We start from the raw sequence: 14,394 nt of genomic DNA, 5'->3' as shown, positions 1-14,394 counted from the left end.
CTCATAACCCAGCCATGCTTGAGGATATAAGGGCCCACGATCCGAGCCATGGCCTGCGGCTCAACACGTTGATCAAGCTGCGCTGGCTGGCGATCATCGGTCAGAGTGCGGCAGTGATCGTTGTCGCCTTCGGGCTCGATTTTCCGCTACCGGTCGGCCTGTGTTTCGCGCTGATCGCGGCTTCGGCGTGGCTCAATGTGCATCTGGCATTTCGCTATCCCGTGACGCACAGGCTGGCTCCCCTGGCCGCACTCGGGATTCTTACCTTCGATGCGTTCCAGCTTGCCGGTTTGCTGTACATGACGGGCGGCCTCACAAATCCCTTCGCGCTTCTTATGACAGTGCCTGTCGTGATCTCCGCCACATCGCTGCCACTGCGCTGGACCGCGCTTCTTGGCTCTCTGGTGGTGGCCCTTACCACGGCGCTCGCCGTCTTCCATCGCCCGCTTCCATGGTTCCCCGGCACCGAGCTGGTGATGCCCCTTGTCTACATCATTGGTGTCTGGATCGCCGTGGTGTCGAGCATCGCCTTCACCGGGGTCTATGCCTATCGGGTCGCGAAGGAAGCCCGGCTTCTGGCCAACGCGCTTGCGGCCACCGAACTGGTGCTGCAGCGGGAACAGCACATCTCTGCGCTGGATGGTCTGGCGGCCGCCGCTGCCCACGAGCTCGGCACCCCACTGGCCACCATCGCGCTGGTGGCGCGCGAAATGGAACGTGCGCTCGGCAAGGACGAGCGTTTCAGCGAGGATGTGACGCTGCTGCGCACCCAGAGCGAGCGATGCCGTGAGATTCTGCGCCAGCTGACCAGCCTGTCGTCGGAAGGCGAGGCGCACATGGCACGCCAGCCCTTCACCTCTTTGATCGAGGAAACCGCTGCTCCCCACCGCGATTTTGGCATCGATATCCGCCTGGAGCCGGGCGCAACGAAAGGACCGGAGCCGGTGGGACGGCGCAACCCGGGTGTCATTTACGGGCTCGGCAATCTGGTGGAGAACGCGGTGGATTTCGCGCGCGAAAGCGTCACGATCCGCTGGCACTGGGACGCAGACACCGTCGGGCTTCTCGTGGTGGATGACGGCCATGGTTTTCCCGCTGAAATCCTGGATCGGATCGGTGAACCCTACATGTCGAAGCGATCCTCCGATGGCAGCAGTGGCGGCGGGCTCGGGCTGGGACTTTTCATTGCCAAGACACTACTTGAGCGTTCTGGCGCCCAGATCCGATTCGGCAATCTTGCCGAGAAGGGCAAGGGTGCATTCGCAGAAGTGATCTGGCCGCGATCAATCTTCGTAGTGCCCGAGGAGGCATCTGGATTCGTCGGCAAAGAGTCCTAAATTGGAAAGCTGACGGATTTGGGTTAGAAAGATTTCAGGAAACATAATGTGCTGAACGTGCTGGATATGACAAGCAACACCGTGGAAGACCCGGAAGTCGCGCTGGGCGAGGACCGTTCGCTGCTCATCGTTGACGATGACAAGCCATTCCTCACCCGTCTGGCGCGGGCCATGGAGAGCCGTGGATTCACGGTGGAGACCGCTGAATCGGTGGAAGAGGCGGTTGCGCGCGCGAAAGCCGCGCCACCGGCCTTCGCCGTGGTGGATATGCGGCTTGCAGATGGCAATGGTCTCGACGTGGTGGCCACCATACGCGAAAAGCGCAAGGATTCCCGTACCATCATCCTGACCGGTTACGGAAACATTGCCACGGCCGTGACTGCGGTGAAGCTTGGCGCCATCGACTATCTGGCCAAACCCGCAGACGCCGATGACGTTTTTGCAGCGTTGACACGGCAGGCCGGAGAGAAGGTGGCGCCCCCGGAAAATCCGATGTCGGCCGACCGGGTGCGCTGGGAGCACATTCAGCGGGTTTACGAAATGTGCGACCGCAACGTCTCGGAAACGGCGCGCAGGCTGAACATGCATCGGCGCACGCTGCAGCGTATTCTGGCCAAACGCGCGCCGCGTTGAGGGGTGCGTGAGGCTTGAGCCCCAGGCAAGTACTGGGGATTTTTCCTAGTGTGGAACGATACCGCTGTATCGTTTTGACGTGGCAACAGCGCGCAGAGGCTGGTGGACAAGGTCCGCGCGCGACGTTACAACGAAAACAGGTATATTTTCCTGTTCCTGAAGCGCTGGAAGGATGAGTCCCGTGCTTTCGCACGACAAGGTTTGGGCAGCCATAGACGCGTTGGCTGCGCGTCACTCGCTTTCTGCCTCCGGTCTTGCCCGGCGTGCAGGGCTGGACTCTACGGCTTTCAACAAATCCAAACGCCTGTCCTCAGACGGACGCCCGCGCTGGCCCTCTACCGAATCCCTGTCGAAGATCATGGATGCGACGGGAACCACACTGTCGGAATTCGTGATGCTGCTTCACTCTGAGGGGCGCCCCACCGAACCTTATATGCATCCGCCGCCCAGCGTCCCGCTCATCGGCTTTGCCCAGGCAGGGGCCGGAGGCTTTTTCGACGATGCGGGCTTCCCGCATGGAGAAGGATGGGAGCATGTGGATCTGCCGGGGCCAGCGCGTGAAGGTGCCTATGCATTGCAGGTGCAGGGCGATTCCATGATGCCGCTCTATCGCGACGGAGATACGCTTATTGTCGACCCCACCGCCAGACTGCAGCGTGGTGATCGCGTTGTCGTGAAGGCGGCAAGCGGCGAGGTGATGGCCAAAGTTCTCCTGCGGCAGACGAGCCGCGAGGTCGAGTTGCTCTCGCTCAATCCAGATCACGCGAACCGGGTTCTTCAAAGGCAGGAGATGGAGTGGATGGCGCGGATCATCTGGGCGAGCCAATGAGACCATGGCGTGCGCGGGCAGGTACTGCTGCCTGCATGTGCCTCGCAGCACTCGCCGCTTTGGGGACAACTGAAGACGCATTTGCCCAGGAGCGTCGGCAGCCGCGCATTATCGCCCCCGAACTTTTCGCGCCTCCACCGGTTGACCCGTCCGGGCTGGAACGAACCGAACCACGTGCGCCGCTAAGCGAGCTTGGTCAGCCCGCGCCCGAGCCGGGACCGGTGGACACGCTCTATCACCAGCCGATCGCGATTGCGGCCGGCCTGCTCCAGGCGGAAGGGCGCACAATCAGGATTGCCGGCATTCGCATCATCTCCCCAGATCAGGTTTGCGACGCCAGCTCAGGTGCTGTCTGGCCCTGCGGCAAGCGGGCGCGCACTGCGTTCCGTTACTGGCTGCGCGGCCGTGCGGTGGAATGCCACGCGCAGGATCCGCAGGAAAACAATGCTGCTGATCAGGTGGCCGAAATGACGATGGTCTGCCGGCTTGCTGGGCGGGATGTGGGAGCCTGGCTGGTGGAGAATGGCTGGGCGCTGGCCGATGCCGATGGGCCTTATCCGGACAAGGAAAAGACGGCCCGCATTGCCGGCAAAGGCATTTTTGGCGGCGGGCCGTCGGGATTATAGAGAGACGATTGGAACCTGACCGGGATCAGAGGTTCCCGTCGAGCGCGGCGTTGATCAGCCCGCGCGTTTCATTGATGCCGTAAAGCGCAGCGAATGAGCCGAAGCGTGGGCCCCGTTCCTGCCCCAGAAGCACCTGATAGAGCATCTGGAAGAAGGCCACTGAAACACCGGGGCCTCCGTTGGGGCTCTTGCGCTTGTGATCCTGATAGCGCTCGATGCCGCGGGCCACATCCAGAATTGCATTCTGGATCGCTTCGCCATCGGCATCTGACTGCAACGCACCAAGGGCGTCTTTGATGCCGCGTAGCGCCTCGCGTTCGACCTCGTCGGGTGCACGGAATGCCTTGGACGGTTTCACGAAATCTTCGAAATAGCGCAGCGCGTAGCCGGTGAGCCGGTCGAGCTCGGGGTGTGTCTGAGGCGTGACGCCGGGCGCGTAGCGCGAGATGAAGCCCCAAAGAACATCCGTGTTCTGCGCATTGGAGGCGCTGACCAGGTTGAGCAGCAGCGCAAACGGAACCGGCAGTTCGGTTGCCGGCGGCGTGCCGTCGTGGATGTGCCAGACCGGATTGCCGAGACGGTTCTTCCAGTCCTGGCGATCATAGGCGGACAGAAAGGTGTAGTACTCGTCCACCGCACGCGGGATCACGTCGAAATAGAGCTTCTTTGCCGCTTTCGGTTTCTGGAACATGTAGAGCGAAAGGCTCTCGGTCGGGGCATAGGCGAGCCATTCATCGATGGTCAGGCCATTGCCTTTCGACTTGGAGATTTTCTGGCCGTTCTCATCCAGAAACAGCTCATAGTTGAAGCCTTCCGGCGGTTTCTTGCCGAGCGCGGTGCAAATCTGTGCTGCAAGTTTCACACTGTCGATCAGATCCTTGCCGGACATTTCGTAATCGACTTCGAGTGCGGCCCAGCGCATCGCCCAATCGGGCTTCCATTGCAGCTTGCAGTGGCCACCGGTCACCGGTGTTTCGAACAGCTCGCCATTTTCGGGGTCGCGCCAGACAATGCTGCCTGCATCGACCTTTCGCTCCTCGAGCGGAACCTGCATCACCACGCCGGTTTTGGGGTGGATCGGTAGGAAAGGCGAATAGGTCTGGGCCCGCTCCTCACGCAGCGAGGGCAGCATGATGTCCATCACCGCGTCGTAGCGCTCGAGCAGGGTGAGAAGCATCGCGTCAAACCGCCCCGACGCATAATAATCCGTGGAGGAGGCGAATTCGTAATCGAAGCCGAACTGATCGAGGAAGGACCGAAGACGCGCATTGTTGGCGGCGCCGAATGAGGGGTATTCGTTTGAAAAGGGGTCCGGCACCTGCGTCAGTGGCTTGCCCAGGTGAGAGCGCAGCATCTCCTTGTTGGGCACATTGTCGGGAACCTTGCGCAGACCATCCATATCATCAGAGAAGCACAGGATCTTCGTCTTGATCCTGTCTTCGGTGAGCACGCGAAAGGCATGCCGCACCATTGAGGTGCGGGCCACTTCACCGAAAGTGCCGATATGGGGCAGCCCGGAAGGCCCGTACCCCGTCTCGAACAGAACCGTATCGGGGAAGTTGCCGCCCTCGTAGCGTTTGACGATCTTGCGCGCTTCCTCAAAGGGCCAGGCCTTGCTCTCGGCTGCGGCCTCCATCACTTCGGGCGTCAATTCAAGCGCATCTTGGCCTGCCGTCGTCATGTCGCTTTCCAGAGTTTGATTTCGATTAAGCGCCAAGCCTGTAAGACGGCTCAGCCGATGCGTCAATCGAAGCGACGATTTTTCATTGCGGCACGTGGTCTGGCTACCTACTTTCGGTCCTCATGAGTTTGCCAGCGGAGATTGATATGGCACAGCCGAGCGCGCAAGAGGCTCTAATCTACCTGATGGTTGTCATGTCTGCAGCCGACCGTGACATGACTGACGCAGAGCTTGCCATCATTGGCGACACAATCCGGTCCTGGCCGGTCTTCCGGGAGTTTGATGACGATCGCATTATTGAAGTGGCGCGCAAGTGCCAGCAGATCCTGCAGGAGGATAACGGGCTGGAGCGCATTCTTACAGCCGTGCGCGACACGGTGCCGGTGAAACTGCACGATACGGCCTACGCATTGGCTGTCGAGGTTGCAGCCGCCGACATGTATGTGGAACCGGAGGAAAAGCGCATGTTGCATATCGTGCGCAGCCGTCTGCAGCTTGAGCCGCTGGTTGCCGCAGCCATCGAGCGGACGGCACAGGCACGCAGACGCGCGCTGCTGTGATCCCAGCGCATGCGCGCTTTGTGACCGAACGCTGGTCAAGCTTATGTGACTGGCGTTTGAGCCGGGGGCAGGATTAATTGCGGCATGACTTCATTCTTCCTGTCCGAAGCGACGATACGGCTTGGTGCGTTTGTTGCAATATTCACCGTCATGGCGGGGTATGAGTTGTGGTCACCACGCCTTGAGCGACCCGAGATGCTGGGTGCACTCAAGTCGCGCCGCTGGTTTTCCAACCTGTCCATGGTGCTCATTTCTTCGCTGATTTTGCGGGTGGTTTTCCCGGCAGCCGCGGTTGGCGCGGCCGTGTGGGCCAAAACGAACCAATGGGGTCTGTTCAATTCGGTCGACATCGCACCGTTAGTCGCCGCCATGATTGCATTCGCCATACTTGATTTTGCAGTCTGGCTGGAGCACGTGGCGAGCCACAAAATCCCGTTGCTTTGGCGTATCCACCGGATGCACCATGCCGATAATGGCTTCGACGTCACGACGGGGTTGCGGTTTCATCCGCTCGAAATACTGCTTTCAATGCTATGGAAAGCGGCGGTCGTGATCGCGTTGGGTGCGCCCGTGATGGCTGTCCTGGTCTTCGAGATCGTTTTGAACGGCATGTCGATGTTCAATCATTCCAACGTTAGAATACCACTTCGTCTCGACGGGTGGCTGCGCCACGTTGTGGTCACGCCCGACATGCACCGCGTGCATCATTCTTCAATCAGGCGTGAGACCGATTCAAATTACGGTTTCAATTTTCCATTCTGGGATCGTCTGTTCAAAACCTATACGGCACAGCCCAGGCTGGGGCACGATGGCATGGAAATCGGGCTTTCGGAGTATCGCGGGCCGCTTACGGCGCGGCTTGTCTGGATGCTCTCACTGCCGTTTCGCGCCCTTCGCGGCCGCTAGAGGGAATGGCTTCGCTGGCAGGCGTGCAGGTCTCGACGCGGGTTTCTCAATAAAAACCTGTCGGGAAATGGCGAAGGTAAATTTCGTTCAGACCGCCACTGACCTGGATCTCATGCAAAGCGAAATCAATGGCCTCAGCGAGTTGCGGCAAGTCTCTTGAGGTCGCAACGGCCAGCCCCTGTCCCAGATATTCGGACGCGAGATAGGGCCCGCCGGAAAAAGAGCAGCATCCCTCTGAGGCTTTTCCGGCAAGCCAGAAACTCAGCGTTACCCCGTCGCCGAATATTGCGTCAATTCTCCCCTGCTTCAGGTCTTCATACATCCAGTCCTGCCGGCTGTAGACAACACTGCGGGCTCTGGGAAACAGATCCCGCAGCAGCACTTCATGCGCAGTCTGGCCGACGACACCGACCCGCAGTCCGGTGACAGACGCATGAAGCGGCTCTGCCAGTGGAGATGAGCGCGGGGTTATCAGGCGCGCGGGGAAGCGAAAATAGGGTATGGAGAACAAGTATTTCTCCCGGTTCTCCGCCGTCATCGCAAGCCCGGCAAGAATGGCCTCGCCGCGCTGTGCCTCCATTGCCGGGGCAAGCTCCTCCCAGGGCAGTGCCTGCACCTGACAGCGCTCACTCAAATCGAGTTTCTCACAGATCATGCGCGCGAGATCGATGTGAACACCGCTGAGCCGATTGGCGGCATCAAGGTAGTTGAACGGGTAGAAATCAACCGTCGTAAGAAAGCGCAATCTGGGCAGCGAGGAGAGATCCGGTTTCGAATGCTGGTTCCTTGGATCGGAAAACACCGGGAAAGCGCTCTCCTGCGCGGTTCCCGACAGAGTAAAGCCAAGCAGAAAAGCCACAGTGGCGGTGAAATAAAAAAAGAGACAGAATGCGCGTTTAATGTAGTCGGCAAACAATATGATGATATTGTTTTCGAATATGCTTTGTGTGGTTCGAAATATCATTGTTATTATCGACAGGATTCGCAGGACATTATGGGGCGTGTATGGATATTTCCAAGGCAGGTCGAATGATACATCGGCGGGGTTGAAAACATATGTCCGATTTTGACAAGACCAGAGCCTTTATAGAGCAGATCCAGAATGCCCGAAGTTCGGTTGCCATCGTTTCCGCACTGACATCCATTGCGCAGAATTACGGCCTTAATGCTGTGTGTGCGGGCACGCTGCCGGGGCAGGGCACCTCGCCGGGGGAACAGGTTGCGCATCTTATTCTCAGCAACTGGCCAGCAGAATGGATCGACCGGTATGTTTCCCGCAACTATATCTTTCATGACCCGATCGTAGACCAAGTCCGCCAAAGCGGAAACGTGATTTTGTGGCGTGACGTCCTGCAAAACCACCAGGGGTCGCGAACACAGGTTCAGCTGTTCAGGGAAGCTCGCGATTTCAAGCTTGTCGATGGCATCGCCATGGCTTTTACCACTCTTGAAGGACGCGAGATCGTGATGTCTTTCGCCGGAGAGCGTGTCGAATTGTCCCCGGAAGACATGAAGATGATGTCTTTTATGGCCGCCTATGCCACCGGTCATGCGTTGAGCGTGCGGGGGGAAGATCGTTTCCGGGAGCTCGGCCCGCAGGAAAAGGAGTGCGTGCAGCTTTCGGCGCGCGGCAGGTCAATCGCGGAAATCGCAGAGATACTTTGCATAAGCGAGCGTGAGGTTTGTGAACTGACCGAACGTGCCCGTCGGAAGCTAGGTCCCGGCCATTTGCTCTACCGGCGCGGTGATGTCCCTCGGCTGACACCGCGCGAGAAGGAGTGCCTTCAATGGGCCGCTCAGGGGAAATCGGAATGGGAGGTTTCCCAGATACTTGGCATTTCCGAACATACTGCCGAGAAGCATCTATTGAACGCAAAAACAAAGCTTGGAGCGTCAAACCGTGTCCATGCCGTTGCAGAAGCAATACGCTGCGGCATTTTTGATTGAATATCTTGCAGCCATGGATTGCAAAACGATGTATCCGACAAGTTGCAAGAGTCTCGATATTGTGTTGCTATGGTGGAAATCTTGTGAGGGAGCCAAATATGGCGGGACGAGATTTCAGATTGCCTTATGTTTGCGTGCAAACATTATTTTACTTCTGCTTACAAGAGCCTGTTTGCAAGGATTTTACGCCAGATTTTCGATCGAGGTGATCCTGGATGGACCATCTCGTGGATACGCAAATCTTCAGGCGTGCCGGCGACAGTCTGGGTGAGGTCGATGAGCTATCGGCCGTATTGCCGCCGTCTTCGGCATCGGAGTGGCTTCCGGTGCTGGAAACACTGTCTGTAAGCGAAGCGGAAGCTCGTCGTGTGGAGGCGAGGGCCAGGCTTGCCGGTGTGTGCTTTCAAACCGAGCTTCTCGCGTCCGGCCTTGTCTTGGAGCGTGAATTGTTTCGCGCACTGGCAGATTATCTGGGAGTTCCGTTCCTTCAGCGCCCGGATCCAAACGCGCTCGTCATGCGTGAGTGGCAGGGGCTGGCCGCGCTGGCACAGCGCGGCGGTGCCCGCGTGAGCCTGGCGGTGGATGTGCGCGGGCAGTCAAACGTGCTGATCGCGCCCGACAGGGTCAGCATCCCGGCGCTGAAAGCCTTTGTCGCGCGCTACCCGCGCGCCTCCAGACGAATTCGGATGGTGCAGCCTTCGGTTCTGCGGGAGGCCATTTCGCAGAGATCGCAAAAGGCGCTCATGCGGATCGCAACAGACAAGCTGTTTTCTATGGCGCCCGAGATGTCCGCGCGGATCGTCGCAAATGCATGGCAGGGTGCGGTCCTGGGGGCTTCGGTCGTGTCGCTCGTGTTCGCTTCGGTGTTTCTGCCCTCGACAACACTGCTTGTACTGCATGCGGTATTTTCTTTTGTCTTCCTCGCCTGTGCCGTGCTGCGAATAATGGTCCAGTTTCGTGGACCGTCGCCTGGTGAAGCCCGCATCGCGACCGTGCGACCGGCGGAAATGCCTGTCTATTCGGTGCTTGTCGCCCTCTACAAGGAAGCGGAAATCGTCCCTGACCTTCTCGTGGCGCTTGGAAAGATCGTCTGGCCGCGCGCGAAGCTGGAGATCAAGCTGGTCTGTGAAGCGGACGATGAGGAAACGCTTGCTGCGCTGAGAACGCAAGAGTTGCGCCCCTATATCGAGATCATCGAGGTCCCGGCCGGCGCGCCACGCACCAAGCCAAAGGCATTGTCATATGCATTGCCCATGACATCGGGGGCCTTTGTCGCACTTTATGATGCCGAAGACAGGCCGCATCCCTTCCAGCTGGTGGAAGCATGGCACGTTTTCAGGCATGCGGATGAGCGACTGGCCTGCGTCCAGGCCCCTCTCACAATATCAAATCGACGGGAGAGCTGGATCTCCGCGATGTTTGCGCTGGAATATGCGGCCCTTTTCAGGGGGCTGTTGCCGTGGCTTGCAAAGAGCGGACTGATGTTGCCTCTGGGAGGAACATCCAATCATTTCCGTCGTGAGGCACTTGATGGTGTGGGAGGATGGGATCCCTACAACGTCACGGAGGATGCCGATCTGGGAGCACGGCTTCATCGCCGAGGCTATCGGACCGGGGTGATCTGCAATCCAACTCACGAAGACGCGCCCTGCGACGTGCGAACATGGCTGCCTCAGCGGACACGATGGTTCAAGGGCTGGGCACAGACCTGGCTGGTTCATATGCGCAATCCGATGGCCACAATTCGCGAAATGGGGCTGGCTTCGTTTCTGGTGATGCAGGTCCTGTTTGCGGGGATGGTATTGTCGGCGCTTGCCTATGGCGTTTTCTGGGCCACTGCAGTGGGGATTGCGCTGTTCTGGGCTTTTGGCGGAGAGATCCGGCTCACCGAAGGGGTGTTGCTGATCGTCGACATCGTCAATGTCGTGCTCGGGCATCTCGCGTTTCTGCTGCTAGGCTGGTCGACACTGCGAAAAACAGAGCGCTTGGGCTTCTGGAAGCGTGTTCTCTGGACACCCCTTTACTGGTCCTTGATGTCAGTGGCAGCCTGGCGTTGCGTCTGGCAACTGTACTGGAACCCTCACCACTGGGAGAAAACGCAGCACAAACGCCACGGCCAGGCAACCAGATCTATTTCAGAAAGCCGGCCCCTGAACCGATGATCAGGGGGTCCTCCTGACCGATCGCTTCCAGATCCCGCCCGTCATAGGCGATTGAAAGCAGAATTCGTCGGATCACCGCAATCCGCGCGCGCCTTTTGTCGTTTGCCCGAATGATTGTCCAAGGAGCATGGGCGCTATGGGTGCGTTCGATCATAAGATCACGCATGCGCGTATAATCGTCCCATTTGCGAATGCCGGCGACATCCATCGGCGAAAATTTCCAGTATTTCAGCTTGCTGTGCCGACGGTCATGAAACCGCTCAAGTTGGGTTTCCTGACCGATATTGAGCCAGAACTTGAAGAAATGGATGCCGTCATTGACGATAGCCCGCTCAAAATCCGGCGCTTCTTCCAGGAACTGCTCGTGCTGTTCGGGCGTACAGAACCCCATCACGGGTTCGACACCGCCACGATTGTACCAGGAGCGGTCGAACGTCACCAGTTCTCCGCTGGTCGGGAAGTGAGTGACGTAGCGTTGAAAGTACCACTGACCACGTTCGGTTTCAGTGGGTTTGGGAAGCGCCACATTGCGTGCATGCCGCGGATTCAGATAGGCGCGAATGCGTGCGATCGTTCCGCCCTTTCCGGCAGCGTCCCGCCCTTCGAACAAGGCCATGACCCGGGCGCCGCTTTCCTGCATCCAGGCCTGCAGTTTCACAAGCTCTACCTGAAGCGTTTCCAGTTGCGCTTCATATTTCTTCCTGTTGAGCTTCTTGTCGTAGGGAAATCCGTCGGATGTCAGTTTGGTGTTTTCGATCCAGTCAGGCAGGTCGGGATCATCGATGTCGAAGGTGCGTTTTTTCCCTGAGACGGTGAGTTTGAAGGGTTCGATTCTCTCAAGAGCGGGGTTATCCAAAGGCTTATTCATAAAATCGATCCTGAACAGTGGGAGTGTCCATGCTATTTGCAGCGTGAGATAAGGTCCAGACGCGACGTCTGGGCTGCGCTGCCCCCGGTTGGTGCTGTCTGACACCGGGGCTGCAGGCGCCTGTGGGGTGAATGAACGTTTGAGCATGATCGAAGACCAGGAAATGAAAGAGCGACCCGGGATGCTGCGGACCGTTGTTCAGCGCTGCATTGACAGGCTGGCGGCCGTTGCCGGACTGCAGCAGAGTGGCAGCGGGACTCCCCACAGTGACATGCCGGCGAGAGCGGGCGGACACATCGATACGCTACCGGCGGTCTATCTGGCCGCAGCAGTGTTGGACCCTCTATACATATTCGACGGCAACGGCTCGATCCTCTATGCCAACGAAGCTGCTGACAGCGCATTTGGGCCGGTGGCAAAGGGGGCATCGCTCCGCCTCAAGTTTCGGGCTCCGGAAATGCACGAGCTGGTTAGCTCCGTGATTTCTGAGGAAGAGGCATCAAAGGCGATCAACTATATTGAAAGGGTTCCGGTCGAGCGGGCCTACCGTGTGGTGGCGAGCCGGATCGGAAAGGAAACCGGTCTCTGTGTCCTGATATTCAAGGACCAGAGCGAGGCGCGGCGCATCGACCGGATGCGCGCCGACTTCATCGCCAATGCAAGCCACGAACTGCGAACGCCGCTCGCCTCGATTGCAGGTTTCATCGAAACGCTGCGGGGCCCCGCGCGCGATGATCCCAAGGCTCGCGAGAATTTTCTTCAGATCATGCAGAACCAGACGCAGCGCATGGCGCGCCTGATCGACGATCTTCTTTCTCTCTCCCGGCTGGAGATGAAGCCTTACCAGAAGCCGAATGCGCAGCTCGATGTCGTTGATCTGGTCAAGGGCGTGATCGAAGCCATGCGTCAAATCGCCAGAGACAACCGTGTGGAACTTGTGTCGGAGCTGGGCGACACGCCGATACTTGTCGCAGGCCATTCCGATGAGTTGGTGCAGGTTTTCGAGAACCTTCTCGAAAATGCCTGCAAATACGGAAGTTCCGGCGAGCGCATCGTCGTTTCTGCCGAGCAGGCGGGTCCGATGGAGGAAGTGCGTGTTTCCGTACGGGATTTTGGGCCCGGTATTCCAGAAGAGCATATACCGCGCATCACGGAGCGCTTTTATCGCATTGATATGGAGGCCAGCCGTTCCCAGAAAGGCACCGGCCTTGGTCTCTCCATCGTCAAGCATATATTGACACGGCATGATGCCAGGCTGTCGGTGAGGTCCGTGGCGGGCGAGGGGGCGACGTTTGTTGTGCATTTTCCACCCGTTCCGCCGGCTGCCGACAGAGTTGAGCAAATTTAGGAGTGTACCCTGCATATTCATCTCGCCGCCATCTCAGCTGGTTACTGAGTGGTGATCAGCCGGGAAACACAGGGTCGAAGAGGAACAGGGCCATGCAGAAGCACCACACGATGCGATCCTTCGACGACGAACTGAGCTATCTGTCGGATCAGATCGCTGCGATGGGAGGCTATGCCGAGCGCATGGTGGAGGAGGCCGTGGCTGCGCTGGTGCAGTCCGATGCCGGCCTGGGCCGCAAGGTGGTGGAAGACGATCACTTTCTCGATGCAAAGGAGCGCGAGATCGGTGAACGCGCCGTCATCATCATCGGCAAGCGCCAGCCGGTCGCTCATGATCTGCGGGAAATCGTGGGTGCGATCCGCATCTCATCCGATCTGGAGCGTATCGGAGATCTCGGCAAGAACATTGCGAAGCGTGTCGTTGCGGTGACGGAAAGCAAGCAGCCTGTCCGGCTTTTCAGGGGGCTTGAGGCGTTGGCCGGCCTGGCTCTTACGCAGTTGAAGGAAGTACTGGATGTCTATGCCTCCCGCTCGGTCGAGCGCATAGGCTTCGTGCGGGACAGGGACGAGGAGATCGATGCGATGTACACGTCGCTGTTTCGCGAGCTTCTCACCTACATGATGGAAGATCCGCGCAATATCACGGCATGCACGCATCTGCTGTTCTGTGCGAAGAACATCGAGCGCATCGGTGATCACGCCACAAACATCGCTGAAACGGTTCATCACATCGTCACGGGGCGTCAGCTGCCGCTCGAGCGGCCAAAGGAAGACCAGAGCCACAGCGTGGTCACGTCACCCAAAAGCTAAGGAAAGACAGCAGGCGAAGGCGCCTCCGGCTCTCGTTCCCAGTCTCGCACAACAAAAACCCGGCTGCGCACGATGCGAGCCGGGCAAGTTGGAGAGAGAGAGCTATGCGAGCAGTCAGCGGCTCCTGCGCCGCTCCGATGCGGGCTGATAGGCAAGCCGGGAATGATAGCCGCAATAGGGGCCGTTCTCGCCGGTTTCGTTGCCGCAGAAACTGAAATCTTCTGAGAGTGGATCGCCATTGGGCCACTTGCAGGTGGTTTCGGTGAGCTGCACGAGCTCCAGCTTGCGTGAAATGGGAACCACAACATTTTCGACCGGACGCATGTAGGTCTGCGCCACAGGTTCTTCATCGAACTGAGCCTGGAGCGCTGTCGCGCCAACGGAAACGGTCGTGGGCCGCGTGGTGCGCGGGCGGCGCGTGGTGGTGCTGCTTGGCGCGGCAGGTGCGGCCTTCTTCTGGCGGGTGCGCGTGCTTGTCGCGCGGCCACGGCTGGAGAGCTTGAGGCGGTGCACCTTGCCGATCACGGCATTGCGGCTGACACCGCCAAGCTGGGCCGCAATCTGGCTTGCGCTCAGACCTTCCGCCCACAATTTCTTCAGGGTTTCGACTCGTTCGTCAGTCCAGTTCATCGGGACACGCTCCTGTCCAGCGTGCGGAATCCGAATCCAGCCTCGCTCAGCCAAAAGC

15 protein-coding genes are annotated in these 14,394 nt (G+C 58.8%); 11 read left to right on the top strand and 4 right to left on the bottom strand.

The features are described 5' to 3' along the window. Nucleotides 1–14: 14 nt before the first annotated feature. The 4 genes from AB2N04_RS18795 (at nt 15) to AB2N04_RS18780 (ending at nt 3,425) form a co-directional block, all read left to right on the top strand. The gene (locus tag AB2N04_RS18795; RefSeq protein ID WP_367718860.1) at nt 15–1,337 is read left to right on the top strand and encodes an ActS/PrrB/RegB family redox-sensitive histidine kinase; all 1,323 of its coding nucleotides are present in this window, start codon (nt 15–17) and stop codon (nt 1,335–1,337) included. 66 nt (nt 1,338–1,403) lie between these two features. Next, nucleotides 1,404–1,970 (top strand): ActR/PrrA/RegA family redox response regulator transcription factor, encoded by a 567-nt coding sequence (locus AB2N04_RS18790; RefSeq protein WP_367718859.1) that lies wholly within the window; start codon nt 1,404–1,406, stop codon nt 1,968–1,970. 181 nt (nt 1,971–2,151) lie between these two features. Further along, a complete protein-coding gene (locus AB2N04_RS18785) occupies nt 2,152–2,799 on the top strand; it encodes a S24 family peptidase (RefSeq protein ID WP_367716218.1) in 648 nt (215 codons plus the stop codon). Continuing rightward, complete coding sequence (locus tag AB2N04_RS18780; protein WP_367716216.1) at nt 2,796–3,425, top strand: thermonuclease family protein; 630 nt, start codon at nt 2,796–2,798, stop codon at nt 3,423–3,425. The genes AB2N04_RS18785 and AB2N04_RS18780 overlap by 4 nt, the downstream gene beginning before the upstream one ends. Before the next feature lie 25 nt (nt 3,426–3,450). Here AB2N04_RS18780 and AB2N04_RS18775 read toward each other — a convergent pair whose 3' ends face one another. Beyond that, nucleotides 3,451–5,106: a lysine--tRNA ligase gene (locus AB2N04_RS18775; RefSeq protein ID WP_367716214.1), complete on the bottom strand. Its 1,656-nt coding sequence runs from the start codon at nt 5,104–5,106 to the stop codon at nt 3,451–3,453. A 146-nt stretch (nt 5,107–5,252) separates the two neighbouring features. Here AB2N04_RS18775 and AB2N04_RS18770 point away from each other — a divergent pair, with 146 nt between their 5' ends. Together AB2N04_RS18770 and AB2N04_RS18765 are read left to right on the top strand one after the other, a co-directional pair. Beyond that, nucleotides 5,253–5,666, top strand: a complete 414-nt coding sequence (locus AB2N04_RS18770) for a tellurite resistance TerB family protein (protein WP_367716212.1) — start codon at nt 5,253–5,255, stop codon at nt 5,664–5,666. Between the two features lie 84 nt (nt 5,667–5,750). After that, nucleotides 5,751–6,572: a sterol desaturase family protein gene (locus AB2N04_RS18765; protein ID WP_367716210.1), complete on the top strand. Its 822-nt coding sequence runs from the start codon at nt 5,751–5,753 to the stop codon at nt 6,570–6,572. Between the two features lie 46 nt (nt 6,573–6,618). On the opposite strand, the gene AB2N04_RS18760 is transcribed toward AB2N04_RS18765, so the two are convergent. After that, a complete protein-coding gene (locus AB2N04_RS18760) occupies nt 6,619–7,317 on the bottom strand; it encodes a transporter substrate-binding domain-containing protein (protein ID WP_367718858.1) in 699 nt (232 codons plus the stop codon). Here AB2N04_RS18760 and AB2N04_RS18755 point away from each other — a divergent pair. The 3 genes from AB2N04_RS18755 to AB2N04_RS18745 all read left to right on the top strand — a co-directional run bounded on the left by AB2N04_RS18755 (nt 7,243) and on the right by AB2N04_RS18745 (nt 10,681). Further along, nucleotides 7,243–7,605: a hypothetical protein gene (locus tag AB2N04_RS18755; protein WP_367718869.1), complete on the top strand. Its 363-nt coding sequence runs from the start codon at nt 7,243–7,245 to the stop codon at nt 7,603–7,605. The genes AB2N04_RS18760 and AB2N04_RS18755 overlap by 75 nt on opposite strands. A 23-nt stretch (nt 7,606–7,628) precedes the next feature. Beyond that, nucleotides 7,629–8,519 carry an autoinducer binding domain-containing protein gene (locus tag AB2N04_RS18750; RefSeq protein ID WP_367716208.1) on the top strand — a complete coding sequence of 297 codons (891 nt, stop codon included), beginning with the start codon at nt 7,629–7,631 and terminating at the stop codon, nt 8,517–8,519. A 215-nt stretch (nt 8,520–8,734) separates the two neighbouring features. Then, the gene (locus AB2N04_RS18745; RefSeq protein ID WP_367716206.1) at nt 8,735–10,681 is read left to right on the top strand and encodes a glycosyltransferase family 2 protein; all 1,947 of its coding nucleotides are present in this window, start codon (nt 8,735–8,737) and stop codon (nt 10,679–10,681) included. Here AB2N04_RS18745 and ppk2 read toward each other — a convergent pair. Next, on the bottom strand, nt 10,650–11,549 hold the full coding sequence (gene ppk2, locus AB2N04_RS18740) for a polyphosphate kinase 2 (protein ID WP_367716205.1): 900 nt from the start codon (nt 11,547–11,549) through the stop codon (nt 10,650–10,652). The two genes, AB2N04_RS18745 and ppk2, sit on opposite strands and share 32 nt — an antisense overlap. Nucleotides 11,550–11,694: 145 nt before the next feature. Here ppk2 and AB2N04_RS18735 point away from each other — a divergent pair, with 145 nt between their 5' ends. After that, nucleotides 11,695–12,897: an ATP-binding protein gene (locus AB2N04_RS18735; RefSeq protein WP_367716204.1), complete on the top strand. Its 1,203-nt coding sequence runs from the start codon at nt 11,695–11,697 to the stop codon at nt 12,895–12,897. A 92-nt stretch (nt 12,898–12,989) separates the two neighbouring features. Then, nucleotides 12,990–13,706, top strand: a complete 717-nt coding sequence (gene phoU, locus AB2N04_RS18730) for a phosphate signaling complex protein PhoU (protein WP_367716202.1) — start codon at nt 12,990–12,992, stop codon at nt 13,704–13,706. Between the two features lie 114 nt (nt 13,707–13,820). On the opposite strand, the gene AB2N04_RS18725 is transcribed toward phoU, so the two are convergent. Next, the gene (locus AB2N04_RS18725) at nt 13,821–14,336 is read right to left on the bottom strand and encodes a GcrA family cell cycle regulator (RefSeq protein ID WP_367716200.1); all 516 of its coding nucleotides are present in this window, start codon (nt 14,334–14,336) and stop codon (nt 13,821–13,823) included. Nucleotides 14,337–14,394 lie beyond the last annotated feature (58 nt).

Origin of the sequence: Nitratireductor sp. GISD-1A_MAKvit (genome assembly GCF_040819555.1) — a bacterium.
GTDB lineage: Bacteria > Pseudomonadota > Alphaproteobacteria > Rhizobiales > Rhizobiaceae > Nitratireductor.
Note: the sequence above shows the minus strand (reverse complement) of the source record. Positions and strands in the feature narration are given on the sequence as shown.

Coding starts and splice junctions, on each gene's coding strand:
- AB2N04_RS18795 (WP_367718860.1), top strand. CDS start 15: ATGCTTGAGGATATAAGGGCCCACGATCCGAGCCATGGCCTGCGGCTC.
- AB2N04_RS18790 (WP_367718859.1), top strand. CDS start 1,404: ATGACAAGCAACACCGTGGAAGACCCGGAAGTCGCGCTGGGCGAGGAC.
- AB2N04_RS18780 (WP_367716216.1), top strand. CDS start 2,796: ATGAGACCATGGCGTGCGCGGGCAGGTACTGCTGCCTGCATGTGCCTC.
- AB2N04_RS18775 (WP_367716214.1), bottom strand. CDS start 5,106: ATGACGACGGCAGGCCAAGATGCGCTTGAATTGACGCCCGAAGTGATG.
- AB2N04_RS18770 (WP_367716212.1), top strand. CDS start 5,253: ATGGCACAGCCGAGCGCGCAAGAGGCTCTAATCTACCTGATGGTTGTC.
- AB2N04_RS18765 (WP_367716210.1), top strand. CDS start 5,751: ATGACTTCATTCTTCCTGTCCGAAGCGACGATACGGCTTGGTGCGTTT.
- AB2N04_RS18750 (WP_367716208.1), top strand. CDS start 7,629: ATGTCCGATTTTGACAAGACCAGAGCCTTTATAGAGCAGATCCAGAAT.
- AB2N04_RS18745 (WP_367716206.1), top strand. CDS start 8,735: ATGGACCATCTCGTGGATACGCAAATCTTCAGGCGTGCCGGCGACAGT.
- ppk2 (WP_367716205.1), bottom strand. CDS start 11,549: ATGAATAAGCCTTTGGATAACCCCGCTCTTGAGAGAATCGAACCCTTC.
- AB2N04_RS18735 (WP_367716204.1), top strand. CDS start 11,695: ATGATCGAAGACCAGGAAATGAAAGAGCGACCCGGGATGCTGCGGACC.
- phoU (WP_367716202.1), top strand. CDS start 12,990: ATGCAGAAGCACCACACGATGCGATCCTTCGACGACGAACTGAGCTAT.
- AB2N04_RS18725 (WP_367716200.1), bottom strand. CDS start 14,336: ATGAACTGGACTGACGAACGAGTCGAAACCCTGAAGAAATTGTGGGCG.